Raw genomic sequence first — 26,094 nt, forward strand, 5'->3', positions numbered from 1 at the left:
CCGGGAATGCGATTCAGGGGAGAGGGCCCGCGCGGTGCTCGGCGCCGGTTCGGGCCGGGCCCCGGGCCGGAGGGCTTCGGCGGCCGGGAGGCCTTCGGCGGCTTCGGCCCGCCGTTCGGCGGTGGCGGCCCCGGTCGCCCGATGGGCGGCCCGTTCGGCCACGGCTTCGGCGGGCACGGCGGCCGGCGCGGCGGTCCGCACGGTCGGCGCGGCGGCCGGGCCCGGCGCGGGGACGTCCGCGCCTCGCTGCTGGCCCTGCTCAAGGAACGGCCGATGCACGGCTACGAGATGATCGCCGAGATCGTCGAGCGGACCGGCGGGGCCTGGCGGCCCAGCCCCGGCTCGATCTACCCCAACCTCCAGCTGCTGGAGGAGGAGGGCCTGATCACGGCCGAGGAGGTCGGCGGCAAGCGGCTGGTCTCGCTCACCGAGGCGGGCCGGGCCGTGGCCGAGGCGGGGCCCGCCGAGCCGTGGGCGGAGGCCGGCCGGGAGGTCGACTGGGAGGCCGTCCAGGAGGTCGGCCAGGCGCTGGCCGCCGTCGACCAGGCGATCCGTCAGGTCATGACGACGGGCACCGAGGCGCAGCGCACCAAGGGCCTGGCGGTGCTCACCGAGGCCCGCAAGAAGCTGTACCTGATCCTCGCCGAGGACGACTGACCGGTGCGGGGTGCCGACCGGTACCGGGGCGACGGGCGGTGCGGCCGCTCAGGAGCGGACCGCGAACAGGGCCACGCAGGCGAGCAGCAGCACCGCCCAGCCGAACCAGAGCCAGCCGTTCGGGCCGATCACCACGGTGTAGAGGCTCACCACCACCAGCAGGGCCCCGGTGACGCCGGCGACCTGCCGGTTGTGGTGCGCGACCGCCTGGGAGCGGGACCTGGGGTGCCGTACCGTTCTCGCCATGCCGTCCTCCCGGGGAGGCTGCGAGGGCGGCCCGGGACGCGCGGGGCGCGGCCGTCAGCCGGACGCGCGGGCGGTGGCCGCCTCGTCGAACTCGTAGCGCCAGTGCCAGCTGATGCCCCGCACCTGCTTGGACCGGACGTAGACCAGTGTGCGCGCCGGGGTGTCCCCGTGCGCGGGGACCGGCACCGTGTACTTCTTCGGCACGCCGAACATCGGCCCCAGCGGGACGGGGAGGATCCGGCCGTCCAGGGGGCCGCCGACGAATGCGGTGTCCGTGCTCTTCACCCCACCAGGGTCTCACCTCCGCACGGGTGACCGGAGCGCCGGCCGGAGCAGTCGGCCGGCGGGGCCGTGCGGACGGGCCGCACGGCTGGTCCGGGCCGTGCCGGGAGGACGTGGCAGGGGGGTCCGGCGCAGGCCGTGTGTCGGCCGGGTGCCGGGAGTGTGACCGGAGAGGCACCGCCCCCGGTCATCCGGATGCCCCGCGCACCCTTATCCTTCCTGTTACGCCCTCGGGGTTCACCCGGGTCAGCGGGCCCCGTACGGGCCGGGCGAGGCGCGAATCCGCGTGCGTTCCGGCCGAGATGGCGCGGACAGCGTGCTGCCGCGACTTCGTACCGTGACCCGGGCGTCGGCCTCCGGTGACCCCGGATCCGGTCGGCAGGGCGCGGACAGCAGGGCCGAGCACCGTCCCGGGAAGCAGCGGGGGGCGCTGTGCGTTGCGTCGGAGTGGTACGTCGAACGCTGTGTCGCACCAGGCACGGCAGTGCGCGGAAGGGGCCCGATGGAAGCCGGCGGCAGGTGGACGACCTGGTGGCAGAAGCGTGATCGTCAGCGGGCCCGGTCGGGCGACGTGGACGGCCCCGCGGCCAGACTGGATCAGCTGCTCGGCGCGGTCCGCGCCGGATTCCCGCTCGCGCCCGCCGCCCATCCGGCCGGGTACCGGTGTTCCTGTGACCGGGTGGCCTGTCCGGCCCCCGCCCAGCACCCGGTGTCCTTCGCCTGGCAGACGCAGGCGACCACCGACCCCGAACAGCTCGCCCGCTGGCTCTCCCGCGACCCCCAGGCCAACTTCGTCACCGCCACCGGCCGCGCCCACGACGTGCTGGACGTCCCGGCGGAGGCCGGCCGGCTCGCCCTGGAGCGGCTGACCGAGCTGGGCGTCGAGGGCCCGGTCGCCGCCGTCGGCGAGGACCGGTACCTCTTCTTCACCGCCACCCGCGGTACCCCGCAGGACGAGGACGAGTGGTGGCCGAGCGCGCTCGACTCCACGCCGGACACCATGTCCGAGCACCCCGGCCTGCGCTGGCACTGCCGCGGCTCGTACACCCTGCTGCCGCCGGCCGCCCTGCCGGACGGCTCCCGGGTGCGCTGGCTGCGCGGTCCCGAGCAGCCGCTGCCGGACCCGCTGCGCGTCCTGGACGTGCTGACCGACGCCTGCACCGAGGTGGGCGCCGTCGCCGAGGAGCAGTGGCTCATCGGCTGACGGCGGCGCGCCGCGCGGGGGTCACGGCAGGGTGAGGACCTCCGCGCCGTCCGCGGTGACCACCAGGGTGTGCTCGAACTGGGCGGTGCGCTTGCGGTCCTTGGTGACGACCGTCCAGCCGTCCGCCCAGATCTCGTAGTCGTAGGTGCCGAGGGTCAGCATCGGCTCGATGGTGAAGGTCATCCCGGGCTTGATCACCTCGGTGGCCCGCTCGCTGTCGTAGTGCGGGATGATCAGGCCGGAGTGGAACGACGTGTTGATGCCGTGCCCGGTGAAGTCCCGCACCACGCCGTAGTCGAAGCGCTTGGCGTAGGACTCGATGACGCGCCCGATGACGTTGATCTGGCGCCCCGGCTTGACCGCCTTGATCGCCCGGTCGAGGGACTCCCTGGTCCGCTCGACGAGCAGGCGGGACTCCTCGTCCACGTCGCCGACCAGGTAGGTGGCGTTGAGGTCGCCGTGCACCCCGTGGATGTAGGCGGTGGCGTCGATGTTGACGATGTCGCCGTCCTGCAGCACGGTCGAGTCCGGGATGCCGTGGCAGATCACCTCGTTGATCGAGGTGCAGACGGACTTGGGGAAGCCGCGGTAGCCGAGGTCGGACGGGTAGGCGCCGTGGTCGCACATGTACTCGTGGGCGACGGCGTCCAGCGCGTCGGTGGTGACGCCGGGGGCGATCAGCGCGGCGGCCTCCGCCATCGCCTGCGCGGCGATCCGGCCCGCGATCCGCATCTTCTCGATCGTCTCGGCGGTCTGCACCTCGGGCCCGGTGTACGGCGCCGGGGCGGGCCGGCCGACGTACTCGGGGCGCGCGATGTGCGACGGGACCTTGCGGGTGGGGGACTGGATGCCGGGTACGAGTGCCATGGCCGCGAGTCTATCGGCCGGCCCCGGCCCGACCGGGTGGTGTGCGCGGCGGCCCGGGCCGGGGAATGATCAGTACGACCCCAACACGTCGACGGGAGGGCACCATGCCCCTGGGATTCCACCGCAAGCCGACCGGCAAGCCCGGCGAGTGGTTCTACTGCATCAAGCACGGCAAGGTCGAGGAGGGGCCGGAGTGCCCCGCCAAGGACCGCCTCGGGCCGTACGGCAGCCCGGAGGAGGCCGCGCACGCCCTGCAGACCGCGGACGAGCGCAACCGCGAGTGGCAAAACGACCCGCGCTGGACGGACCGGACGGACCAGCCCGAGGACCGGGCCGAGTAGGTCCTGTCCGGCCGTCAGTTCGCCGCCGGCGCCCGCCCGGCGCGCTCGCCGTCCGTCCGTGCGGACCCGGTGGGTTCGGGCTCGGCCTGCTCGCGTTCGGCCTGTTCGCGTTCGGCCGCCTCGTGCCGGGCGCGGACGGCGGCGGCGTGCGGATCGGTCCGGTCGTCGTACGCGAGCAGGCGGGGCAGCGCGGCCGCGACCGCCAGGACGGCGGCGACGCAGGCGAGGCCGCCGGTCCAGACGGCCGCGCGGACGCCGATCAGCCCGGCCATGGTGCCCGCCCGGACCTGGCCCAGCTGCGGGCCGACGGAGTAGCTGAGCAGCTCGACCCCGGCCATCCGGCCACGGACCTCGTCCGGGATGGACTGGTTCCACATCGTCGAGCGGGCGATCCCGCTGATCTGGTCGGCGCCGCCGGCCAGCGCCAGCCCGAACAGCACCGGCCAGACGCTGTCGGACAGGCCCGCGAGCGTCATCGCCGCGCCCCAGCCGACGGCGGCGACCAGCAGCAGCCGGCCGTGCCGGTGGATCCGGGACGTCCAGCCGCTCGTCGCCCCGACCAGCAGGGCACCGGCCGCGGAGGCCGCGTACATCGGGCCGAGCGCCCAGTCCGCGCCCAACTCGGCGGCCAGGAAGGGGAAGACGGCCACCGGGAAGGCGAACAGCATCGCGCAGAGGTCGATCGCGTAGGTCCCGAGCAGGTCCTTTCGGCTCCAGGCGTACCGCACACCGGTGAGCACCGCGGCCACCGAGGGCCGTTCGGCGCCGGTGGCCGGCGGCACCGCCCGGATCCGGGCGAGCAGCAGCAGCGAGACGACGAAGGTCAGCACGTCCAGGGCGTACGCGGTCTGCACCCCGGAGAAGGCCACCACCACGCCGGCCAGCGTCGGGCCGGCCACCGAAGCGGCGTTGTGGTAGAGCGACTTGAGGGCGAACGCGGCGGCCAGGTGCTGGTGCGGGACGATCCGCGGGGTGAGCGAGTCCAGCGCCGGGCGCTGCAGCCCGTCGCAGGCCGCGACGAGTGCGGCGACGACGTAGACCGGCCAGAGCAGCGGCGACGGCAGCAGCGCGTTGAGCAGCAGCAGCCCGGCCAGCAGTCCGAGGGCCGCCTCGGAGCGCAGCACCAGCTTCCGGCGGTCCAGGGCGTCGGCGAGGGCGCCGCCCCAGAGGCCGAAGACGATCAGGGGCACGAGCTCGAAGGCGCCGACCAGGCCGACCGCGAACGAGGAGCCGGTCAGTTGCTTGATCTGCATCGGCACGGCCACGTACGTCAGGAAGCTGCCGAAGCTGGTGACGCAGCCGGAGAGCCAGAGGAAGCGGAAGTCGCGGGAGGCGTGCCAGGGCGCGAGGTCGGGTCGGAGGGCACGCAGCAGCGACCGCACCCGGCCGGGGGGATGCGGTGGTTCGTCGTCGTTCACGAACCACCATCCTGCGGCGGGCGTTCCCGCCGCCGCAAAGGGTTTTCCGGCCGGCCGCCGACGATCAGCCGCTGCCCGCCCGCGGCCCCGCCTGCCCGCCTGCGGCTCCGCCGTCCGGCCGTGGCTGACGGCGCCGGCGCTACCAGCGGCTGATCGCCGGCGGCGCGGTCAGCCGCCGGGCCAGCCCGGCGAGCCGCTCCAGCGCCGGCCGGCGGGCCGGGGGGTGCCCGGCGGCCGCGCTCACCAGGTGCTGGGCGAGGTCGAAGGGCTCCTCGGCGGCGGTGCCGACGGCCAGCCGCTCGTGCGCCAGGCCGCCGAGGTCGCCCGGCGAGGCCGGGGCGGCGCCGTCCAGCGCCAGCACCGTCGCGCCGTGCCGCCGGGCGTCCTGCACCCGTTCCAGCAGCGGCGCGCCGGCCGCGTCCGGGGCCACCACCAGGACGGTGGCGCCGCGCCGGGCCGCGGCGAGCCGGTCCAGGTCGTGCGCGAGGTGGGCCGCGGCGCCGGCGGGCGGGCGGTGCCGCAGCAGGGTGGGCGCCAGTCGGGGAACGGCCGACCAGGCGGCCTCGTCCGCGAGGTGCGCGGCCAGGTGCCAGGGCTCGTACGCCTCCGTGCCGACCAGCAGCAGCTCGCCGGCCCCGCGCCGGGACACCGCGCGCCGCAGCGATCCGGCGAAGCCGCCGACCGCCTCCAGCCAGCCGGTGCCCGCCAGGTGCTGCCGGAGTGCCGAAACTCTCACCGCGTCCATGCGGCCCAGAATGTCGCGCCCGGCCGGGCATTTGGCAGGATCGGCCCATGACTTCCCTCGATTCAGCGACAAACCCGGCCCACGAACTGCCGGACGTCTCGCACCTGGTGGTCGGTGTCCTCGGCGGCACCGGCGACCAGGGGCGCGGACTCGCCCTCCGACTGGCCAGGGCCGGCCAGCAGGTGATCATCGGCTCGCGCGACGCGGCCCGCGCCGAGGCCTCCGCCGCCGAACTGGGCGTCGGCGTGCGCGGCGCCGACAACGCCACCGCCGCCCGGGAGAGCGACGTGGTGATCGTCGCGGTGCCGTGGGACGGGCACGCCGCGACCCTGACCGCGCTGCGCGAGGAGCTGGCCGGCAAGATCGTCGTCGACTGCGTCAACCCGCTCGGCTTCGACAAGCAGGGCGCCTACGCGCTGAAGCCGGAGGAGGGCAGCGCCGCCCAGCAGGCCGCCGCCCTGCTGCCGGACTCCCGGGTCACCGCCGCCTTCCACCACCTCTCCGCAGTGCTGCTGCAGGACGAGTCGGTGGAGCGGATCGACACCGACGTCATGGTGCTCGGCGAGGAGCGGGCCGCCACCGACGTCGTGCAGGCGCTGGCCGGCCGGATCCCCGGCATGCGGGGCGTCTTCGCGGGCCGGCTGCGCAACGCCCACCAGGTGGAGGCGCTGGTGGCCAACCTGATCTCGGTCAACCGCCGCTACAAGGCCCACGCGGGCCTGCGGGTGACCGACGTCTGAGCCCGACGGGCGTGTCGGCCTCACCCCCGGACCCGGTCCGGAGGTGAGGTCGGCGACAATGGGCTCCGGCCACGACCCGGCCGTCCGTAGCCGCCCCTAGGAGCCTCCCGCCATGCCCCGCACGTCCCTCTTCGCCCTGATCGTCGTCGTCCTCGCGCTGGCGGCCGCCGTGGTCTCGCTGACCCAGGGCTTCTGGCTGGGCCTGATCTGGCTCCCGATGGCCGGCGTGGCGAGCAACGTGCTCTGGCTGAACCGCCGCCGCGCGCGCATCGCCGAGGCCGTCGAGGCCGCCGAGCAGGCGTAGGGGCGGATCCGCCGGACGGAGCGGGGCCCGCCCGGCGGGATCCACCGGACGGGCCCCGGCCCGCGTCCGCCCCGGCCCGAGGCCGGGAGCCGTCAGTTCTTCCAGAAGCTGAACAGGTACCGGCCCAGCGTCGCGTAGTCCTGGTCCACGCCGAACAGGTTCATCAGGTCGTGGATGACGCCGAAGAAGAAGGAGTTCACCTCGGGCTGCCAGAGCAGCGCGAACACGGCCAGCAGGCCGTACGGCGCGAACGGCTCGACCGCGCGCCGGGTCTTCAGCGACAGCCAGGGCTCGACGATCCCGTAGCCGTCCAGGCCGGGCACCGGCAGCAGGTTCAGCAGGGCGGCGCTGAGCTGCAGCAGGCCGAGGAACCCGAGCGCCCCGGCGAACGGCGACACGGTGAGCTCGTAGCCGTTCCAGACCGCGTGCACCTTCGGGTCGTCCAGCCAGCCGGCGCCGATCGGGATCAGCAGCAGGGCGGCGCACACCACGTTCACCAGCGGTCCGGCCGCCGAGATCAGGCTGTGCTTGAGCCGGCCCTGGATGCGGTGCCGCTCGATCCACACCGAGCCGCCGGGCAGGCCGATGCCGCCGAGGATCACGAAGACGATCGGCAGCACGAAGCTGAGCAGCACGTTGGTGTACTTCAGCGGGTTGAGGGTCAGGTAGCCCTTGGCGCCGACGGTGATGTCGCCGCCGTGCAGCGCGGTGCGCGCGTGCGCGTACTCGTGCAGGCAGAGCGAGACCATCCAGCCCGCCACCACGAACAGGAACACCCCGAACGAGGCGTTGCCGTAGCCGGCGTACACCGCCCAGCCGGACGTGCCGAGGACGGCGAGGAGCACCCAGAACACCGGGCTGATCCGGCGGTCCTCGCTGCGTGAGCGCTGCGTGGCGGCGAAGGTCATGGCGTGGGTGCTCCGGGGGGTCCGAGGGGTGGCCGGGCCGGCTGTCCGGGCCGGGCGTGCGGGCTGGTGTCCGGGTGACCGGACCGGGGACCGATCATGCCCGGCGCTCCGGTGGACGGACAAGCCGCCCAGGGTGAACGTCCGGGACCCCGTCCCGGGTTCCGCCCCCGGTGGCGGGGCCGGAGCGGGCCGGCGGACGGCCGACGGGCGGCGGACGGGACGGCCGACAGGACAATTGTGCGGCCCCGGAGGCGCCCATCGACCAGAATGGTCCGGTGCACTACGGCATCCTCGGAACGACCACGGCCCACCACGACGACGGCACGCCGGTGCCGCTCGGCGGCGCCCGGCTGCGGGCGCTGCTCACCGCACTGGCCCTGCGGCAGGGCCGCCCGGTGCCGGCCGACCTGCTGGTGGACGAGGTGTGGGAGGCCGAGCCGCCGCAGGACTCCTCCGCCGCACTGCAGACCCTGGTCGGCCGGCTGCGCCGCACCATCGGCCGGGACGAGGTCGGCTCCGGCCCGGCCGGGTACTGGCTGACCGGCCCGGCCACCGACCTCGCCGAGTTCCAGCGGCTCGGCGCCGAGGGCCGCCGGGCCCTCGACACCGGCGACCACGCGCTCGCCGCCGACCGGCTGCGGGCCGCCCTGGCGCTGTGGCGCGGGCCCGCGCTGGCCGACCTGCCGGACCGCGGCGGCCCGGCCGCCCGGCTGGAGGCCCAGCGCGACGAGGCCCGCCGGCACCGGATCACCGCGGACCTCGGGCTGGGCCGGGCCGCCGACCTCGTCGCCGAACTCGCCGAGCTGTGCGAACGGCAGCCGCTGGACGAGCCGTTGCAGCAGCTGATGATCCGGGCGCTGCACGAGAGCGGTCGGACGGCGGAGGCCCTGCGCCACTACGAGCGGACCAGGCGGGCCCTCGCCGAGGAGCTCGGGGTCGACCCGGGGCGCCGGCTCCAGTCCCTGTACGCCGAGCTGCTGGCACCGGCGGAGCCCGTGCCGGAGCCGTCCGCGCAGGCCGCCGCGCCGGAGCCGATACCGGCGCCCGCAGCGGGCCCGCCCGCCGCGCGCGTACCGTTCCCGCGCGGGAACCTGCGCGGACGGCTGACCAGCTTCGTCGGCCGGGAGGCCGACCTCGCGGCGCTGCGGGCGGCCCTGACGGACAGTCGGCTGGTCACCCTGACCGGCCCCGGCGGCTCCGGCAAGACCAGGCTCTCGATCGAGGCCGGCCGCGCCGAGCAGTCCGCCGGCCTGTGGCCGGACGGCGTCTGGGTGGCCGAACTCGCCCCGCTGGAGAGCCCGGACGCGGTGCCCGCCGCGGTGGTCTCCGCGCTCGGCCTGCGCGAGATCGTCCTGCACAGCTCCAACATGGTCGCCGAGGTGATGGAGAAGCGCGCCGAGGACCCGGTGCGCCGCCTGGTCGAGCACTGCGGCCACCGCCGGATGCTGCTCGTCCTGGACAACTGCGAGCACCTGATCCAGGCCGCCGCCGACCTCGCCGACGTCCTCCTCGCCGAGTGCCCCGGGCTGACGGTGCTCGCTACCAGCCGCGAGCCGCTCGGCGTCCCCGGCGAGAGCGTGCTGCCCGTCGAGCCGCTGCCGGACCCGGTGGCGCTGCGGCTGCTCGCCGAGCGCGCCGCCGCCGCCCGACCGGGCTTCGACCCGGGCGGGGACCCGGAGGCCTGCGCCGAGATCTGCCGCCGCCTGGACGGCCTGCCGCTCGCCATCGAACTGGCCGCCGCCCGGCTGCGGGTGATGACGGCCCGTCAGATCGCCGACCGCCTGGACGGCCGGTTCGCCCTGCTGACCGCGGGCAGCCGCACCCTGCTGCCGCGCCAGCAGACCCTGCGCGCGGTGGTCGACTGGAGCTGGGACCTGCTGGGCAAGCGCGAACGGGCGGTGCTGCGCAGGCTATCGGTGTTCGCCGGGGGCTGGCAGCTGGAGGACGCCGAGGCGATCTGCGCCGACGGCACCGGGGTCGCCCGCGAGGAGGTCGCCGACCTGCTGCTTTCGCTGGTCGACAAGTCCCTGCTGGTGGCCGACCTGGACGACGGCGCCCTGCCGCGCTACCGGATGCTGGAGACCATCCACGAGTACGCGACGGAGCGGCTGGCCGAGTCGGGCGAGGAGCGGAGCGCGACGGAGGCCCGGCACCTGGCGCACTTCCGCGCGGTGGTCGCCGCCGCCGACCTGGACATCCACGGCCCCCGCCAGCTGCACCTGCTGTCGACGCTGGAGCGCGAGCAGGACAACATCCGGGCCGCGCTGCGCCGCGCGATCGACCTGGCGGACGAGGAGCAGGCGCTGGTCCTCGCCCTCGGGATGAGCTGGTACTGGTCGCTGCGCGGCTACAGCATGGAGGCCCGCGGCTGGTACACCGCGGTCGCCGGGCTGGGCCCGGACCCGTTCGCCCCGGGCACCCCGCCACCGGTGCCGCTGGAGCGCGGCGTCCTGGCCCAGGGCGTGCCGATGCCCGAAGGGGTCGTCGAGGAGGCCCGGCGACTGCTGGCGATGCACCGGCTGATCGGGCTGTTCGAGGGCAACCTGGAGGTGCTGGGGGACGCGGACGCCCTCGCCGTCGCCGAGCACCTGCTCGCGGTCTACACCCCGGACCTGCCGCAGTCCTACCGCTTCCCGGCGCTGATGCGGGTGTTCGGTGCCTTCCTGGCCGGCCACCTGGAGAAGATGAAGGACCTGCTGGACGACGCGGTGCGCGGCTGCGAGGAGCACGGCGAGCCGAGCGACCTGGCCTTCATCCTGCAGGTGCGGGCCAAGATGATGAACGACTGGCCGGGCGGGGCCGAGCAGGGGATCCTGGACGGCGAGCGCTCGCTGGCGCTGTACCAGCAGGCCGGCGACCTCTGGGGGACCTCCCAGGCGCTGGCGGCCCGCGGGGAGTCGTTGGCCAACGGCGGCGACGCCGAGGGCGCGGTCGCCGCCTACGGGCGGGCGATCGCGCTGGCCGAGGAGCTGGGGGCGCCGCAGGAGGTGCCGATCCTGCAGGTGAACATGGGCGCCGCCCTGTTGGAACGGGACATGGCCGAGGGCGAGCGGATCATCCGGGAGACCCTCGCGGGGATCGACTCGCCGGCCGTGGACCAGGCCAACACCGGCGCGCTGCTGTTCGGGCGGCTGACGCTCTGCGGCATCCACGCCTACCGCGGCGAGTACCGGCTGGCCCTGGCCGAGCTGGACCAGCTGACCGTGTCCAGCGTCGGCGGCTTCGCCCCCGGGATCGTGGCCGGGCTGCTGACCACCTCCCGGGGCTGGATCACCGCCCGGGGCGGCGATCCCGAGGAGGGGCTCGCCCTGCTCCGCGAAGGGCGGCGGCTGCTCCGTTCGATGGAGGTCGCGAGCGGCTTCGCCGAGCAGATGACGGTCATGGTGGTCCCGGCGGCGGTCGGGGTGCTGCGGGCCTTCGCCGTCCGCGACGGCGACCTGTCGAAGGCCCGGCAGGCCGCCGCGCTGCACGGGGCGTACGGCGGGCTGAACGGCCCGAAGGGCGGTTTCCTGGAGCGCGCCGAGCGCGAGCGGGCGGAGGCCGAGCTGCGGCGGCTGCTGGGGGACGACGGGTTCGACGCGGCCCGCGCCGCCGGGGAGGGCCTGACCACGCGGCAGACCCGGGACCTGCTGGAGGAGCTGATCGGCTAGGGCGTGTCTTTCGGATCACGTCGGATCAGCGGGCGTCGTTGGGGTGCGTGCATCGGCGGCGCCGAGGAGGGAGTCCATGCGGTGGGGGCACCTCCCGGCCGCCAGGCTGGGGGCCATCGGCGACTGACGAGAAGCCGGCGTGGGGGTACCCCCGGCCGAAGGCTGGGGGAGTGCGTGCCCCGGCGGCGACCGCCTGGCGTGATCCGAAAGACACGCCCCTAGGGCCCGCCCCAGCCGATCAGCCGGGGCGCGCCCGGGGCCCGCCCGGCGGAATCCGCCGAACGGGCCCGGGGCCACCTGGCGGCGAGGGCCTGGCCGGCCGGTGCCCGTCCCCTGGTCACCGGCCGGCCCACCCGTGCTCCGGCCGGCACCTGTCCCGGGTGCCGGCCGGTCGTCCGCCGGGCCCGGGGGAGGGGGCGGCGGACGTTCCGGGGCCGTCGGCTCAGGTCCGCTTGCGGAACCGGGCGACGGCGAGCGGGGCGAAGACCGCGGTCGAGGCCGCCGACCAGACGAGCACGATCATCACTGGGTGGGCCACCGGCGCGTGGCCGTTGAGCAGGGCGCGGGAGGCGTCGGCCAGCGCCGAGAGCGGGTTGACCTCGGTGAACGAGCGCAGCCAGCCCGGCATGGTGCTGGTGGGGGCGAAGATCGAGCTGCCGAACTGCATCGGCATCAGGACCAGCATGGACACGCCCTGGACGGCCTGGGCACTGCGCAGCGACATGCCCAGCAGCATCGAGATCCAGACGATCGACATGCCGAACAGCAGCGAGAGTCCGACGGCGGCGACCACCTCGGGCAGGCCGGTCTTCACCTCGAAGCCGATGCACATCGCGAAGCCGATGAGGATGACGAAGGAGAGCAGCGCCCGGCAGGTCTCCGCGGCGATCTTGGAGAGCAGGACGGCGGAGCGGCCGATCGGCAGGGTGCGGAAGCGGTCCATCACCCCGGTCTGGAAGTCGCTGTTCAGACCGGTGCCGACGGCCATCGCGAGGGTGAGCCCGGTCTGTCCGAGCAGGCCGGGGATCATGTACTGCTTGTAGGCGTCCTGGTCCCCGGAGACGGCGCCGCCGAAGACGTAGACGAACAGCACGGTGAAGATGACCGGCATCAGGACGGCGTCGAACATCGACTCCGGGTCGGCCTTGATCCGCATCAGGTTGCGCCTGGTCAGCGCACCGACGTGGCGCATGGTGCCGGCCAGGCCGATCCGGGTGTCCTCCACCCGGGCGGGGGCGACGGTGGCGGTGGTCATGCGACGGGCTCCTTGGCGAGGCTGAGGGCGGTGTCCGCGGCGGCGGGCTTGCCGGTGATGGCGAGGAAGACCTCGTCGAGGCTGGGCACCTTGGTGTCGATCCCGGCGATCGCGAAGCCGCGGCCGCCGAGCACCCCGATGACGGTGGTCAGCTGCCCGTCGTCGGTGAGCGGCACCGCGAGCAGGCCGGTGTCGGCGGAGTAGGTGGCGGTGGCGATGCCGGTCTCCTGCAGGCAGCGCGTCATCTCCGGCAGGTCGGCCGGGTCCGCCGGGCGCACCTGCAGGGTCTGGCCGCCGACCCGGGCCTTGAGCTCGGTGACGCCGCCGCTGGCGATGACCCGGCCGCGGTCGATGACGGTCAGCTCGTCGGCGAGCTGCTCCGCCTCCTCCATGTACTGGGTGGTCAGCAGCACGGTGGTGCCCTCGGCGACCATCCGCTGGACCTCGTCCCAGACCTCGTTGCGGGTGCGCGGGTCCAGGCCGGTGGTGGGCTCGTCCAGGTAGAGCACCCGGGGGCGGCCGATCATGCTGGCGGCCAGGTCGAGGCGGCGGCGCATGCCGCCGGAGTAGGTCTTGGCGGACCGCTTGGCGGCCTCGGTGAGCGAGAACCGCTCCAGCAACTCGGTGGCCCGGGCCTTGGCGTCGCGGCTGGAGAGGTCGAGCAGCCGACCGATCAGGTAGAGGTTCTCGTACCCGGACAGCAGTTCGTCGACCGAGGCGTACTGGCCGGTGAGGCCGATGGTGCGGCGCAGCTGCTTGGGCTGGCGCAGCACGTCGTAGCCGCCGACGAAGGCGGTGCCGGCGTCCGGCTTGATCAGCGTGGAGAGGATCCGGACCAGGGTGGTCTTGCCGGCGCCGTTGGGGCCGAGCACGCCGAGGACGGTGCCCTCGCGGACGGTCAGGTCGACCCCGTCGAGGGCCTTGGTGCTGCCGTAGTGCTTGACGATGCCGTGCACCTCGACGGCGTTCCCCCGGTCGTTCGGGGCGGTGGCGATTCGTGTCATGCCACCAGGTTGTCCGGCCCGGCTGTCAGCGGGCTGTCGTGGCGGTGGCGGACCGGCGGGGCCGCTGTCAGTGCGCTGTCGGGCCGCTGTCACCGGTGCGGCCCGCCGCCCCGGGAGGGCCTGGAGCGGTGGGAGCGGGCTCGCCGGGTCGGGGCCGGGCCGGATCCGGGCCGGGCGCGTCGGGTCCGGGGACGACGAGGGCCCCGCTCCGGTCGGGAGCGGGGCCCTGCTGCTCGCCCGGCCGGGCGGGCGCCGTCAGTGGAAGCTGTGCTCCTCCGCCGGGAAGGCGCCGCCGCGGACGTCCTCGGCGAACGCGCGGGCGGCGTCGCCGAGGACGGCCCGCAGGTTGGCGTACTGCTTGACGAACTTCGGCACCCGGCCCGCCGTCATCCCGGCCATGTCCGTCCAGACCAGGACCTGGGCGTCGGTGTCCGGTCCGCCGCCGATGCCGACGGTCGGGATCATCAGCTGCTCGGTGACCTGGGCGGCCAGCTCGGCCGGCACCGCCTCCAGCACGACCGCGAAGGCGCCGGACTGCTGGACGGCCTTGGCGTCGCGCAGCAGCTGGTGCGCCGCCTCGTCGCCGCGCCCCTGGACGGGGTAGCCGCCGTAGGCGTGCACGGACTGCGGGGTGAGGCCGATGTGCGCCATCACCGGGATGCCGGCCTCGACCAGCAGCTCGATCGAGCGGGCGCTGCGCTCGCCGCCCTCCAGCTTGACCGCGCCGACGCCGGCCTCCTTCATCAGCCGGGCCGCGTTGTGCATGGCCTGCGCCGGGGACTCCTGGTACGAGCCGAACGGCAGGTCGGCGACGATCATCGCGCGCTTGGTGCCGCGGACGACGGCGGCGGAGAGCATCACCATCTGATCCATGGTCACCGGGACGGTCGTCTCGTAGCCGAGGTGGCAGTTGCCCGCGGAGTCGCCGACCAGCAGGACCGGGGTGCCGGCCTCGTCGAACACCCCGGCGGTGAGGGCGTCGTACGCGGTCAGCATGGACCACTTCTCGCCGCGCTGCTTGGCGGCGGCGAGGTCCCGGACGGTGACGCGGCGGTTGGTGACCCCGCCGTAGAGCGAGGCGGTGGTCGCCTGGTTCTGGGCAGGCGAAGGCGAAGAAGCGTTCATGGAACGGACTCCTGAAGGGTTGTCGTCTCGTGGCGCCGTGCGGCGTCCCCGGATCACCTCCATGCTTGCACGCCCCGGCGCGGGCGCAAAGAGGCGTGCGTGCGACCGGGTGCGATCTACGGCACACCGGTGGCCGGGGGGGTGCCCGGACTTTGCCTTCATTTTACGAAACGGGGTCGTCTCGTATCGTAATGGCCGCTACTCTGGTGCGGGGGGTTACGAGACGACGATGGCTCGGAATTGCCCGCCAGTGCCACACCACCACGGACGGGAAGACCAATGACCACCGCAGCCGCGCCACCCCGCGTGCCGGAAGCCATCCACCGTCGGCGCTGGGCGATCCTCTGCACCCTGGTGCTCGCCCTGCTCGTCGTCGTCCTCGACAACTCGATCCTCAACGTCGCGATGAAGACCATCGCGACCCCCGCGCCGGTCGGCCTCGGCGCCAGCCAGAGCGACCTGGAATGGTCGATCAACTCCTACACGCTGGTCTTCGCCGGGCTGCTCTTCACCTCCGGCCTGCTCGGCGACCGCTTCGGGCGCAAGCGCGCGCTGCTCGGCGGCATGGTGGTCTTCGGCATCGCCTCGCTGCTCTCCTCGATGGCCGCCTCGCCCGGTGAACTCGTCGGCTACCGCGCCCTGATGGGCGTCGGCGCCGCCCTCGCGATGCCCGCCACGCTGGCCATCATCATGAACGTCTTCGAGCGCTCCGAGCAGCCCAAGGCGATCGGGATCTGGGCCGGCGCGGTCGGCCTGGCCATCGCCATCGGCCCGATCACCGGCGGCGTGCTGATCGAGCACTTCTGGTGGGGCTCGGTCTTCCTGATCAACGTCCCGATCGTGATCGTCGCGGTGATCGCGATGGTGGTCCTGGTGCCCGAGTCCAAGGACCCGAACCCGGGCAAGCTGGACCCGGTCGGCGTGCTGCTGTCGATCATCGGCCTGGTCGCGCTGATCTACGGCATCATCAAGGGCGGCGAGCTCGCCGACTTCACCGCCGTCGAGGCCTGGGGCCCGACCCTGGTCGGCCTGCTGGCGCTGGCCGCCTTCGTCTGGTTCGAGGGCCGCACCCGCTTCCCCGCGCTGGACGTCACCTGGTTCCGCAACAAGGTGTTCAGCGCCTCCGTGGTCGTCGTCGGCGTGGTCTTCTTCGCGCTGATGGGCGTCTCCTTCTTCGGCGTCTTCTACACCCAGAGCGTGCGCGGCTACAGCGCGCTGCAGGCCGGCCTGCTGATGCTGCCGCTGGCCGTCGCCCAGCTGCTGTTCGCGCCGCGGGCCCGGCTGGTCGTCGACCGCTTCGGCGTCGCCGCCACCGCCGCCGTCGGCATGCTGCTGATCGCGGTCGGCTTCGTCGGCTACGCGCTGCTCGGCGTCGCCACGCCGATCTGGGTGCTGATCGTGCTCGGCCTGCTGATGGGCACCGGCATGGCGCACGTCATGCCGCCGGTCACCGTCGCGATCATGGGCTCGCTGCCCCGTGAGAAGGCCGGGGCCGGCTCGGCCGTCAACAACACCTTCCGCCAGGTCGGCGGCTCGCTCGGGGTCGCCGTCCTCGGCGCGGTGCTCTCCACCGTCTACCGCGACCACATGTCCGACACGCTGAACCAGCTGCCCGCCGAGCTGCGCGACAAGGCCGGCGAGTCGCTGGAGGCCACCCTGGCCATCGCCGGGCGGATGGGGCCGAAGGGCGCCGCCCTGGTCGCCCCCGCCGACGACGCCTTCATCAGCGCCATGCACGTGGTGGCCTCGCTGTCCGCCGGCATCACGGTGGCTGGCGCCCTGATCGCCTGGTTCCTGCTCCCGCGCCGCTCGGCCGCCCCCGGCGGACCGGTCGGGCAGGGCGCCGACCAGCCCGACCACAGCCGCCCGACCGTCCCCGCGGACGCCTGATCCGCGGTTGAACTGAGCGACAATGGGCCCTGCCACCCGGATGAACCCCCGGGTGGTGGGGCCGTGGTCCAGGGCGGCGGCCACCCGCGGGCCCGGCCCACGGGCCACCACCGGACGACGAGCGGCGCCCGCGCGCCACGCGGACAGCGAGGGAGAACAGCGGGGATGACGACGGACACCCCGGCCGCAGGGACCGCACGACCCTGCGTCGCCGCCCGGCGCGGCCGACCGCGCAGCGAGGCCGCCGAACAGGCCATCTTCACCGCCGTCGAGGACCTGATGGCGGGCGGCACCACGCTGTCCGACCTCACCATCGAGGGCATCGCCACCGCGGCCGGCGTCGGCAAGGCCACCATCTACCGGCGCTGGCCCAACAAGGAGGCCCTGCTGGTCGACGTGGTCAGCCGGCTGGAGGTGCCGATGCCCGAGCCGACCGGCGGCACGGCCCGGGACGACCTGGTCGAGATGGTCGACTACATGCGCCGGCGCGGCCTCGCCAAGCGCAGCCGCTGGGTGCTCAAGGCCGCCTTCGGTCAGATGCACGGCCTCCCCGACCTGTACAAGGTGTACCGCGAGCGGGTGGTCAGGCCGCGCCGGGAGGCCGCGCTCGACCTCATCCGCCGGGCCGTCGACGAGGGCGTGCTCCGCGCCGACCTCGACGTGGAGCTGCTCGGCGACCTGCTGATGGGCCCGATCCTCTACCGCAGCATCCTCTGGGACGACTCCGACCTGGAGGACCCGGACCTGGCCCGCACCATGGTCGACTCACTGCTGGAGGGCCTCGCGCCGCGCGCCGCCTCCTGACCCCGGGCACCCTGGCCCCCGGGCACCCTGGCCCCCGTGCGCCCGGACCCCCGCCGCCGGGCCGCCCGCCGACCGTCCACCGACCGCCCGGCGGCGCCCGACGTGGCCTGGCTCACCAAAGCGGGCCGCGCCGGAACCCGCTCCGCCGGGCCCCGCGTCTGTCCCGGCATAGGCTGAGCCGGTATCCGAACGAACCGGCACCGGTCCGGCACACGCCCGTGAACCCGCGGGCCGGACCCCGGAGCGGCGGACGGCACGACAGGCGGGAGCCACGGATGACGCAGGCGGACAGGACCGACCGGACCACGGCCGCGGAGCGGGGGGAGCAGGACGCCCCGGAGCCCGTCGACCGTCCCGGAGGATTCCTGGGCCTGCGGCACTGGGGCCGGGACGGCCGCGGCAGCACCACCTGGCGCCGCGGACTGGTCGTCGCCGCACTCGCCGTGCTCACCGCCGCCCTGCTGGCGTTCCACGCCGAGGTCCCCAACAGCGTCGGCAACCTCGGCAGCCTGCTGGAGACCTTCCTGCCCTGGCTGGGCCTGGCCGTCCCGGTGCTGCTGGTGCCCGCGCTGCTGCGCCGCTCCGCCACCGCGCTGATCGCCCTGCTGCTGCCCGTCGCGATCTGGCTCAACCTGTTCGGCGGCCTGCTCAGCGACAAGAACGGCGGCTCCGGCGACTTCACGGTGGTCAGCCACAACGTCGCCGCCGCCAACACCGACGTGCCCGGCACCGTCCGCGGGCTGGTCGCCTCGGGCGCCCAGATCATCGCCCTCCAGGAACTGGCCGGCAAGCCGCTGCACTCCTACGAGACCGGGCTCGCCGAGGCGTACCCGTACCACGCGGTGGAGGGGACGGTCGGCCTCTGGTCGAAGTACCCGATCAGCGGGGTCTCGCCGGTGGACCTCAGGATGGGCTGGACCAGGGCGTTCCGGGCCCAGGTCGCCGCCCCGCAGGGCCCGGTCGCGGTGTACGTCGCGCACCTGCCCTCCGTGCGGCTGAAGGCCGAGGGCGGCTTCACCGTCCACCAGCGGGACGTCAGCGCGCAGGCGCTCGGCGACGCGATCCAGGCCGAGCAGGTGAAGAAGGTCCTGCTGCTCGGGGACCTCAACGGCACCATGAACGACCGCAGCCTGGCGCCCGTCACCTCGCAGATGCGCTCGGCCCAGGGCGCCGCCGGGGACGGCTTCGGGTTCAGCTGGCCGGCGGCCTTCCCGATGGCCAGGATCGACCAGATCATGAGCAAGGGCGGCCTCAAGCCGGTCGACTCCCGCACCCTGCCCCAGGACGGCAGCGACCACCTCGCGGTGGCCGCCACCTACCGGTTCCAGTAGCCCCGGCCGCCGTCCGCGGGACGGTCTCAGCCGCGCCGCCAGCGGTTGGTGATCGGCAGGCGGCGGTCCCGGCCGAAGTTCTTCACCGAGATCTTGGGGCCCGGCGGGTACTGCCGCCGCTTGTACTCGGCGGTGTCCACCAGCCGGACCACCCGGTCCACCACGGCCGGGTCGAAACCGGCCGCGACGATCGCGTCCCGGCCCTCGTCGCCCTCGATGTAGCGGTCCAGGACGCTGTCCAGCAGGTCGTAGTCGGGCAGCGAGTCGGTGTCCTTCTGGTCCGGCCGTAGCTCGGCGGACGGCGGCTTGGAGATGGTGTTCTCCGGGATCGGCGGCACCTCGCCGCGCCGCTCGGCCTCCTCGTTGCGCCAGCGGGCCAGCCGGAACACCAGGGACTTGTAGACGTCCTTGATCGGCCCGTACGCGCCCACCGAGTCGCCGTACAGGGTCGAGTAGCCGACGGCCAGTTCGCTCTTGTTGCCGGGCGCGAGCACGATGTGCCCCTCCTGGTTGGAGATCGCCATCAGCAGCGTGCCGCGCAGCCGGGACTGCAGGTTCTCCTCGGCCAGGCCGGTCAGTTCGGTGGCGGCCACGTACGCGTCGAACATCGGCGCGATGGAGACGGTCCGCAGGTACAGGCCGGTGCGGCGGGCCAGTTCGGCCGCGTCGTCCCGGGAGTGCTGGGAGGAGTAACGGCTGGGCATCGAGACGCCGTACACGTTCCCGGCGCCGATCGCGTCCACCGCGATCGAGGCCACGAGCGCCGAGTCGATGCCGCCGGAGAGGCCGATCAGCACCGACCGGAAGCCGTTCTTGGTGACGTACGCCCGGGTGCCGGAGACCAGCGCGGCCCAGATCTCGGCCTCGTCGGACAGCCGCGGCGCGACCCCGGCGGCCACCGGGAGGGCGGGTGCGTCCCGCGGGCCGCCGTCCAGCTCGGTGCGGACCAGGTGCAGCCCGTCGCTCAGCAGCAGGCCGTCGGTGTGGTCGCTGCTGGCGGCCGGCAGGTCGAGGTCCAGCACCAGCAGGTGCTCCTCGAACTGCGGGGAGCGGGCCAGCACTTCGCCGTCCGCGCCGACCACGATCGAGTCGCCGTCGAAGACCAGCTCGTCCTGGCCGCCGACCATGTTGACGTACGCCAGGGTGCAGCCCGCCTCGGCTGCCCGGCGCCGGACCAGCTCCAGCCGCTGGTCGTCCTTGTTCCGCTCGTACGGCGAGCCGTTGACCACCAGCAGCAGCCCGGCCCCGGCCTCGCGGGCCGCGGTGACCCGGCCGCCGTCCTGCCAGATGTCCTCGCAGACGGCCAGCGCGACGTCCACCCCGTGCACCCGCAGCACCGGCAGCTGGTCGCCGGGGACGAACCAGCGGTACTCGTCGAACACGCCGTAGTTGGGCAGGTGGTGCTTGGCGAAGCGGGTCACCACCTCGCCCCGGTGCAGCACGGCGGCGCAGTTCTGCGGGGACCCGGCCGGGCGGCCGAAGCGCGGCGAGGCGTGCTCCGAGCGTCCGAGGTAGCCGACCACGACGGGCACCTCGCCCAGTCCGCCGGCCGCCAGGCGCCCGGCCAGCCCGACCAGCGCGGTGCGGGACGCCTCGACGAAGGAGCGGCGCAGGGCGAGGTCCTCGACGGGGTAGCCGGTCAGGACCATCTCGGGGAAGGCGACCAGCTGGGCGCCGGCCGCCACGGCCTGCTCGGTCCAGCGCACCACCTCATCGCTGTTGCGGGCGATGTCACCGACCCACGGGTCGATCTGGCTCAGGGCGAGACGGAGATTGGGCATGCCCCGAGTGTAATCGTCGATCTGACGCAATGTGCGGTCCGAGGGGGCGGAACGGGGGTCGGCGCTGCCGTCCGGGCCGGTGATCGGCCATGATGGGGGCAGTCGCCTCCGGAGGTCTCCCGAGGGTTCTCCGGGCGTAACACGAGCGTAAAGAGCAGAGGTGAGACTGTCCCCATGGGCAAGCAGCAGCAGTTCGTGCTTCGGACGCTCGAAGAGCGTGACATCCGGTTCGTCCGGCTCTGGTTCACCGACGTGCTCGGGTTCCTCAAGTCGGTGGCGGTGGCACCGGCCGAACTGGAACAGGCCTTCGAGGAAGGCATCGGCTTCGACGGTTCGGCGATCGAGGGCTTCGCCCGGGTCTACGAGTCCGACATGATCGCCAAGCCGGACCCGACCACCTTCCAGATCCTGCCGTGGCGCTCCGAGACCCCCGGCACCGCCCGGATGTTCTGCGACATCCTGATGCCCGACGGCTCGCCCTCCTTCGCGGACCCCAGGTTCGTGCTCAAGCGCACCCTGGAGAAGGCCTCCGACCAGGGCTTCACCTTCTACACCCACCCCGAGATCGAGTTCTTCCTGCTGAAGAACCTGCCCGGCGACGGCACCCCGCCGATCCCCGCCGACCAGTCCGGGTACTTCGACCACACCCCGCGCGGCGTCGGCCACGACTTCCGCCGCCAGGCCATCACCATGCTGGAGTCGATGGGCATCTCGGTGGAGTTCTCCCACCACGAGGGCGCCCCCGGCCAGCAGGAGATCGACCTGCGCTACGCCGACGCGCTGTCCACCGCCGACAACATCATGACCTTCCGTCTGGTCATGAAGGAGGTCGCGCTGGAGCAGGGCGTGCACGCCAGCTTCATGCCGAAGCCCTTCTCCGACCACCCGGGCTCCGGCATGCACACCCACCTCTCGCTGTTCGAGGGCGACCGCAACGCCTTCCACGAGACGGGCGCCGAGTACCAGCTCTCCAAGGTCGGCCGCTCCTTCATCGCCGGCCTGCTCAAGCACGCCGCCGAGACCGCCGCCGTCACCAACCAGTGGGTGAACTCCTACAAGCGCATCTGGGGCGGCTCCCAGCGCACCGCCGGCGCCGGCGGCGAGGCCCCCTCGTACATCTGCTGGGGCCACAACAACCGCTCGGCGCTGATCCGGGTGCCGATGTACAAGCCCGGCAAGCAGGGCTCCACCCGGGTCGAGGTCCGTTCCCTCGACACCGGCTGCAACCCGTACCTCGCCTACGCCGTCACCCTCGCGGCCGGCCTCAAGGGCATCGAGGAGGGCTACGAGCTCCCGCCCGGCGCCGACGACGACGTCTGGGCGCTCTCCGACTCCGAGCGCCGCGCCCTCGGCATCCAGCCGATGCCGCAGAACCTCGGCGAGGCGATCGACCTGATGCAGCGCAGCGAGCTCGTCGCCGAGACCCTCGGCGAGCACGTCTTCGACTTCTTCCTGCGCAACAAGCGCCAGGAGTGGGAGGAGTACCGCTCCGAGGTCACCCCCTTCGAGCTGCGCAAGAACCTGCAGGTGCTGTAACCGCAGGCCAGAGCACATTTCCGGGCGAGTGAGGGCCCCGGGTCGGCGATGTCGTGTCGCCGACCCGGGGCCCTCTCACTCGCCCGGGGCCGTCTGGGGGCCGTCAGCGCTCGGATCGGTGGTCCATCCGAGCGTTTCGTAGAGCTTGTCCACGGCCCGGCGGGTACGGCCGTCGCTGCTCGGCATCAGGTGCGTGTAGACCCGGAGCGTGAAGCCCGGGTCGGTGTGCCCGAGATACCCGCTCAGTGCCTTCACGCTCTCGCCGGCGTCCAGCAGGACGGAGGCGTAGAAGTGCCGGAGGGCGTGCATGCCGTCCTCGCGGGATGCCTGGTGCCGCTTGCCCTTCTCGGGTGCCGGGATGACCCCGGCCGAGACGAGCGCGGGCTTCCACGCGTAGGTGTTGAAGTCGCTCCGCCGGACGGGGCCGCCCTCCTCCCGGGAGAACAGCAGCAGCTTCGTGACCGGCGGCCCGTCCGGGGTCAGCCACGGCAGCGTGACCTCCACCGGCGGGAACGCCTCCATGTGGGCCTTGAAGAGGTGCCCCACCCGCTCCGGGAGCGGTACGTCCCGCACCTTGCCGCGCTTCGGCGGCGCGAACACCAGGCGTCCGCCGATGTCCTTGACCTGGTAGCCGACGTGGAGCCACCCCGTGTCGAACCCGATCTCGTCCACGGGGAGACCGAAGATCTCGCCCTGCCGCAACCCGCAGCCCCCGCCGGCGTCGTTCATGGCCCGGTAGCGGTCCGGTAGCCCGGCCCGTACGGCGGCGACACGGTCGGGAAGCCACGGTCGCACACGACCCGAACCCCGGCTCGGCGCGGTGACGGCGCGGGAACGGCATGGGTTCGAGGTCCGCAGCTCGTCCTCCACGGCGGCCGTGAAGATGCCGGAGACGCTGCCGAAGATGACGCGGCGGTACGAGGAGGCGGGGACTGCTTTCTCCAGCTCGGCCAGCCACTCCCGGATGTGCGACGGGCGGAACGAGTCCATCGGGCGGGAGCCCAGGTAGGGAATCGCGTGCCGCCGGACCTGCGCGTCGACGGACGAGCGGGTGTTGAGGTCGGTGTTCTGGGACTCCAACCACTTTTCAGCGAACTGCTTGAAGGTGACGCGGGCGGCCTTCGGGTCGATGTACTGGCCGCGCGACATGTCGGCCTCGATCTCGGTCAACCAAATCTCCGCCAGGCGCTTCCGGCGGTCGGGGAAGCTCTTGCTCTTCTCGGTGCCGTCGGGGCCTTCGTAGCGGGCCCGGTATCGCAGGCCGGTGCCGTAGCGCTCGGTGCGGACCCGCCGCGGCTTGCCGTCGGGGCCGATCTCGGTCTTGTACCAGCGGTCCTGGATGTGTCCGGCCATGGGTCAGGCAGCCTCTTCTCCGTTGTGCGCCCATTCGGCGACGGCGGCGGGGTGGTAGCGGACGTGTCGACCGACACGGAAGCCGGGCGGGCCGGTGCGCTTGCGGCGCCACTGGTAGACGGTCTCCAGCGGAACCTTGAAGATCCGGGCGATGTCCTCGGGTTCGAGGTACGCGTCTGGGAGGGGGCGGATGTTCGAGCCGGTGCCCGTGCTGCGGCCCTTCGAGGGCATGGCGAAGCCTCCGTTGGCGAGTACGGATGGTGGTTGCAGTGCGTGATGGCCCCTGTGTGTGGACGGGGATTGGGGCCGGAAAGTGTCAGGGATGTCAGGACAAATCGTTGACCTGGGGCTTTGGCTCCTGGCAGGGCGTCAGGGATTGTCAGGGATGTCAGGGAAAAGCGCCGCCGCCGGGTTTTTCCTGACATCCCTGACAATCCCTGACGCCGTGTCCGGGGTCGTTTTTGCTGGTCAGGGATTTGTCCTGACATCCCTGACGGTTACGGGGCTTCCTCTCCGTCCACGGGCCTCTCGATGGTGGGGTGGACACGGTACGTAGCGGCCTGGGGGCGCCCTCGCTGGCCGGTCGCGGTGTGCTGGTCGGCGCGCAGGTAGCCGTGCTGTTCGAGGAGGGCGAGGGCGGGTTCGACGTCGGCGACCTTCTTGAACCGGCGGCTGCTGGCGACGGCGTCGTGGGCCTTGATGTGGGTGCGGTGGGCGCCGTCCTTCTTCGGGCGCTGGAGCCACTGGAGGATGGCGTGGGCGTCCTCGGTGGCGGGGTCGGCGGCGATGAGGTCGAAGACGGCGAGGGTGTGGGCGGTGTAGTAGTCGGCGATCTCGGCGGCCCGCTCGACGGTCGCGGCGTCCAGATCGGCCCGCCAGGCGCCCTGGTCCTGGTCGGAGGCGATGTGGTCGGCGAGGTGGAGCAGGACGGCGATGCGGGCGATGTGGCCGACGAGCTTGCCGGCCCAGTCCTTGATGTGGGCGAGCGGCTGGTCGGGCCGCAGCTGCACCTCGACACGCTCCTGCAGCTTCTCGACGGCGAGGTCGGCGGCCTGGTCCATGAGGACGACCACGGGCTCGGTGAGGTCGGTCATGGCGCGGAGCAGGCGGGTGAGGTTGCGGTCGTAGGCGTTCGCCACCTTGTCGGGGATCGGGTCGGTGCGGATCTTGCGGTAGCCGAGGTTGGAGGGCGGCAGGGAGTAGAGGAAGCGGGCGAGCAGGCCGCGGTCGCGGGCGCCGGGGGCGGAGCCGAGTTCCTGGAGGACGGCGGGCTGCGGGGTGGCGCCGATGGTGAGCGCGGGCTTGTCGACGGTGGGCTGTTCGCGGGTGATGCGGTCGGCCTGGAGGCGCTCGCCCTTGTGGGCCTGGAGGAACACGCCCAGGTTCGGCTTGCTCGAGTAGCGGCCGACCATGCTGTCGAACAGGTCACCCTCGGGGCTGAGCGCGGCCAGGCACCGGTGGACGGCGAGTTGGCTGGTGACGGTCTCGGGGGTGATGTCCCCGGACAGGGTCAGGCGCGGGTTCGGCGGGACGATGATCTGTTCGGCGAGCATCTTGGCCGCGGCGATCTCGGCGACGAGCTGGGTGCGGTCGGTGTCGGGGTTCTTGCGGGCCTTGGCCATCAGGGCGTCGACCTCGGCGAGGGCTGCGTCGCGGGCGGTCTCGGCCTCGATGATGGCGGCCTTGGCCTCGGTCTGGAGCTCGGCCTCGACCTTGTAGACGGGGCCCATGGTGAAGGCGAACACGTCGGATTTGCGGCTGGCCGGGGGCATCGCGCAGGTCAGGTAGAGGTTGGACTGCTCGCGCCAGCCGGGCCGGATCTCCACGCCCACCCGGCCGCCGGCGGCGGTCGACAGCGCGGCGAGGGCCATGGTGGCGGACGCGTCGGGCGGGGTCTGCGTGAACTCCGCGACCGCCTCGACGTAGGCGCCGACCCATCCGGGCAGGGCCTTCACGGGGAAGGTCGGCAGGCCGGTGTGGGAGCCAAGGGGAACGGGGTCGAGCCAGGTGTCACCCGCAGCGAGGTCCGCGAGCACCGAGAGGGCGGCGGTGCGGACGGCCTCCAGGTCGGCCTGGTCGTCACCGGCCATGTGGGCCAGGCGGCTGGTGTTCGTGCCGATCCGGCGCCGCTCGGCGGCAGTGCGCACGATCTCGGCGTAGTAGTCGCCGTTCGCGGCGGTCGGGGTGGCCTCGATGCAGGTGTGCAGGTAGCCGGGCCCGCCGACGCGGCCGAGGTCGCCCTGAGCGCGCAGGACGCCGGTCAGCAGCAGCGGGTCGACCGGCCGCTCGCCGCCGGCCATGCGGGTGATGGCGTGCCAGATCGTCTCGTGGGCGGGGTGGTGGAAGGCGCCGGGGTCGCCGAGCTGGGCGGCGAGCGCGGGGATCTGGGTGGGGTCGAGCAGGGCTGCGCCGATGACGGCCTGCTCGGCGGCCTTGACCTCGGCGGGCTCGGGGCGGAACGGGATCACGTTCGGCGCGTACTCGGTGCTCAACGCGGGCTCCTTTCGTGCGGAGCAAAGCGGGGCGGCCCGAGACCGGGACGAGGTGCCGGGCGGGACCGCCCGACGGAAGGGGAGGTCAGAGGTCGAGCGGGAGCTGTCCGTCGCAGACGGTGGCCGGTGCGGGCGGCAGCAGGGCGTCGATGGGGTTGGTC

23 protein-coding genes are annotated in these 26,094 nt (G+C 73.5%); 10 read left to right on the forward strand and 13 right to left on the reverse strand.

Translation table 11 applies throughout. From position 1 onward, the window contains the following. Window positions 1–6: 6 nt before the first annotated feature. Window positions 7–657, forward strand: a complete 651-nt coding sequence (locus ACFYUY_RS05520; RefSeq protein ID WP_387898195.1) for a helix-turn-helix transcriptional regulator — start codon at window positions 7–9, stop codon at window positions 655–657. A gap of 48 nt (window positions 658–705) precedes the next feature. Here ACFYUY_RS05520 and ACFYUY_RS05525 read toward each other — a convergent pair whose 3' ends face one another. Both ACFYUY_RS05525 and ACFYUY_RS05530 read right to left on the reverse strand, forming a co-directional pair. Beyond that, entirely contained in the window at window positions 706–903 is a 198-nt protein-coding gene (locus ACFYUY_RS05525) for a hypothetical protein (protein WP_360214572.1), read from the reverse strand. Window positions 904–957: 54 nt separating this feature from the next. Then, on the reverse strand, window positions 958–1,188 hold the full coding sequence (locus ACFYUY_RS05530; RefSeq protein WP_360214574.1) for a hypothetical protein: 231 nt from the start codon (window positions 1,186–1,188) through the stop codon (window positions 958–960). Window positions 1,189–1,687: 499 nt separating this feature from the next. On the opposite strand from ACFYUY_RS05530, the gene ACFYUY_RS05535 reads away from it, so the two are divergent. Beyond that, window positions 1,688–2,389 (forward strand): bifunctional DNA primase/polymerase, encoded by a 702-nt coding sequence (locus tag ACFYUY_RS05535; protein ID WP_360214576.1) that lies wholly within the window; start codon window positions 1,688–1,690, stop codon window positions 2,387–2,389. Window positions 2,390–2,410: 21 nt separating this feature from the next. Here the strand turns inward: ACFYUY_RS05535 and map are convergent, their stop codons facing one another. Next, the gene (gene map, locus ACFYUY_RS05540) at window positions 2,411–3,256 is read right to left on the reverse strand and encodes a type I methionyl aminopeptidase (RefSeq protein WP_360214578.1); all 846 of its coding nucleotides are present in this window, start codon (window positions 3,254–3,256) and stop codon (window positions 2,411–2,413) included. Window positions 3,257–3,360: 104 nt separating this feature from the next. Between map and ACFYUY_RS05545 the strand changes: the two genes are divergently transcribed. Further along, on the forward strand, window positions 3,361–3,597 hold the full coding sequence (locus ACFYUY_RS05545) for a hypothetical protein (RefSeq protein ID WP_360214580.1): 237 nt from the start codon (window positions 3,361–3,363) through the stop codon (window positions 3,595–3,597). A 14-nt stretch (window positions 3,598–3,611) separates the two neighbouring features. Here the strand turns inward: ACFYUY_RS05545 and ACFYUY_RS05550 are convergent, their stop codons facing one another. Continuing rightward, window positions 3,612–5,015: an MFS transporter gene (locus tag ACFYUY_RS05550; RefSeq protein ID WP_387898200.1), complete on the reverse strand. Its 1,404-nt coding sequence runs from the start codon at window positions 5,013–5,015 to the stop codon at window positions 3,612–3,614. A 139-nt stretch (window positions 5,016–5,154) separates the two neighbouring features. Beyond that, a complete protein-coding gene (locus ACFYUY_RS05555; protein WP_387898203.1) occupies window positions 5,155–5,760 on the reverse strand; it encodes a hypothetical protein in 606 nt (201 codons plus the stop codon). A 47-nt stretch (window positions 5,761–5,807) separates the two neighbouring features. On the opposite strand from ACFYUY_RS05555, the gene npdG reads away from it, so the two are divergent. Both npdG and ACFYUY_RS05565 read left to right on the forward strand, forming a co-directional pair. Continuing rightward, window positions 5,808–6,500 (forward strand): NADPH-dependent F420 reductase, encoded by a 693-nt coding sequence (gene npdG, locus ACFYUY_RS05560; protein ID WP_387898205.1) that lies wholly within the window; start codon window positions 5,808–5,810, stop codon window positions 6,498–6,500. 112 nt (window positions 6,501–6,612) lie between these two features. After that, the gene (locus ACFYUY_RS05565; RefSeq protein WP_360214588.1) at window positions 6,613–6,804 is read left to right on the forward strand and encodes a hypothetical protein; all 192 of its coding nucleotides are present in this window, start codon (window positions 6,613–6,615) and stop codon (window positions 6,802–6,804) included. 92 nt (window positions 6,805–6,896) lie between these two features. Here ACFYUY_RS05565 and ACFYUY_RS05570 read toward each other — a convergent pair whose 3' ends face one another. Further along, window positions 6,897–7,712, reverse strand: a complete 816-nt coding sequence (locus tag ACFYUY_RS05570) for a site-2 protease family protein (RefSeq protein ID WP_360214590.1) — start codon at window positions 7,710–7,712, stop codon at window positions 6,897–6,899. A 275-nt stretch (window positions 7,713–7,987) separates the two neighbouring features. Here ACFYUY_RS05570 and ACFYUY_RS05575 point away from each other — a divergent pair, with 275 nt between their 5' ends. Beyond that, window positions 7,988–11,362 (forward strand): BTAD domain-containing putative transcriptional regulator, encoded by a 3,375-nt coding sequence (locus tag ACFYUY_RS05575; RefSeq protein ID WP_387898208.1) that lies wholly within the window; start codon window positions 7,988–7,990, stop codon window positions 11,360–11,362. A gap of 442 nt (window positions 11,363–11,804) precedes the next feature. Here ACFYUY_RS05575 and ACFYUY_RS05580 read toward each other — a convergent pair whose 3' ends face one another. The 3 genes from ACFYUY_RS05580 to panB all read right to left on the reverse strand — a co-directional run bounded on the left by ACFYUY_RS05580 (window position 11,805) and on the right by panB (window position 14,746). After that, the gene (locus tag ACFYUY_RS05580; protein WP_387898211.1) at window positions 11,805–12,617 is read right to left on the reverse strand and encodes an ABC transporter permease; all 813 of its coding nucleotides are present in this window, start codon (window positions 12,615–12,617) and stop codon (window positions 11,805–11,807) included. After that, window positions 12,614–13,621, reverse strand: coding sequence for an ATP-binding cassette domain-containing protein (locus ACFYUY_RS05585; RefSeq protein WP_360214596.1), 1,008 nt, complete (start codon window positions 13,619–13,621; stop codon window positions 12,614–12,616). The genes ACFYUY_RS05580 and ACFYUY_RS05585 overlap by 4 nt, the downstream gene beginning before the upstream one ends. 255 nt (window positions 13,622–13,876) lie before the next feature. After that, window positions 13,877–14,746, reverse strand: coding sequence for a 3-methyl-2-oxobutanoate hydroxymethyltransferase (panB, locus tag ACFYUY_RS05590; protein ID WP_360214598.1), 870 nt, complete (start codon window positions 14,744–14,746; stop codon window positions 13,877–13,879). Between the two features lie 279 nt (window positions 14,747–15,025). Here panB and ACFYUY_RS05595 point away from each other — a divergent pair, with 279 nt between their 5' ends. The 3 genes from ACFYUY_RS05595 to ACFYUY_RS05605 all read left to right on the forward strand — a co-directional run bounded on the left by ACFYUY_RS05595 (window position 15,026) and on the right by ACFYUY_RS05605 (window position 18,771). Then, window positions 15,026–16,636, forward strand: a complete 1,611-nt coding sequence (locus ACFYUY_RS05595; protein WP_387898215.1) for an MFS transporter — start codon at window positions 15,026–15,028, stop codon at window positions 16,634–16,636. Window positions 16,637–16,801: 165 nt separating this feature from the next. Next, complete coding sequence (locus ACFYUY_RS05600) at window positions 16,802–17,440, forward strand: TetR/AcrR family transcriptional regulator (protein WP_360214602.1); 639 nt, start codon at window positions 16,802–16,804, stop codon at window positions 17,438–17,440. A gap of 275 nt (window positions 17,441–17,715) precedes the next feature. Beyond that, the gene (locus ACFYUY_RS05605) at window positions 17,716–18,771 is read left to right on the forward strand and encodes an endonuclease/exonuclease/phosphatase family protein (protein ID WP_360214604.1); all 1,056 of its coding nucleotides are present in this window, start codon (window positions 17,716–17,718) and stop codon (window positions 18,769–18,771) included. Window positions 18,772–18,797: 26 nt separating this feature from the next. Here the strand turns inward: ACFYUY_RS05605 and ACFYUY_RS05610 are convergent, their stop codons facing one another. Continuing rightward, window positions 18,798–20,552, reverse strand: coding sequence for an NAD+ synthase (locus ACFYUY_RS05610; protein WP_387898219.1), 1,755 nt, complete (start codon window positions 20,550–20,552; stop codon window positions 18,798–18,800). 174 nt (window positions 20,553–20,726) lie between these two features. Here ACFYUY_RS05610 and ACFYUY_RS05615 point away from each other — a divergent pair, with 174 nt between their 5' ends. Further along, window positions 20,727–22,088: a glutamine synthetase family protein gene (locus ACFYUY_RS05615; protein ID WP_360214608.1), complete on the forward strand. Its 1,362-nt coding sequence runs from the start codon at window positions 20,727–20,729 to the stop codon at window positions 22,086–22,088. A gap of 75 nt (window positions 22,089–22,163) precedes the next feature. Here ACFYUY_RS05615 and ACFYUY_RS05620 read toward each other — a convergent pair whose 3' ends face one another. The 3 genes from ACFYUY_RS05620 to ACFYUY_RS05630 all read right to left on the reverse strand — a co-directional run bounded on the left by ACFYUY_RS05620 (window position 22,164) and on the right by ACFYUY_RS05630 (window position 25,933). Further along, window positions 22,164–23,441, reverse strand: a complete 1,278-nt coding sequence (locus ACFYUY_RS05620) for a tyrosine-type recombinase/integrase (protein ID WP_387898222.1) — start codon at window positions 23,439–23,441, stop codon at window positions 22,164–22,166. 3 nt (window positions 23,442–23,444) lie between these two features. Beyond that, window positions 23,445–23,672 carry a helix-turn-helix domain-containing protein gene (locus ACFYUY_RS05625; RefSeq protein ID WP_360214612.1) on the reverse strand — a complete coding sequence of 76 codons (228 nt, stop codon included), beginning with the start codon at window positions 23,670–23,672 and terminating at the stop codon, window positions 23,445–23,447. Window positions 23,673–23,938: 266 nt separating this feature from the next. Further along, window positions 23,939–25,933 (reverse strand): DUF3987 domain-containing protein, encoded by a 1,995-nt coding sequence (locus tag ACFYUY_RS05630; RefSeq protein WP_387898225.1) that lies wholly within the window; start codon window positions 25,931–25,933, stop codon window positions 23,939–23,941. Window positions 25,934–26,094: the final 161 nt, after the last annotated feature.

Origin of the sequence: Kitasatospora sp. NPDC004745 (genome assembly GCF_042873275.1) — a bacterium.
In the GTDB taxonomy this organism is placed as follows: domain Bacteria; phylum Actinomycetota; class Actinomycetes; order Streptomycetales; family Streptomycetaceae; genus Kitasatospora.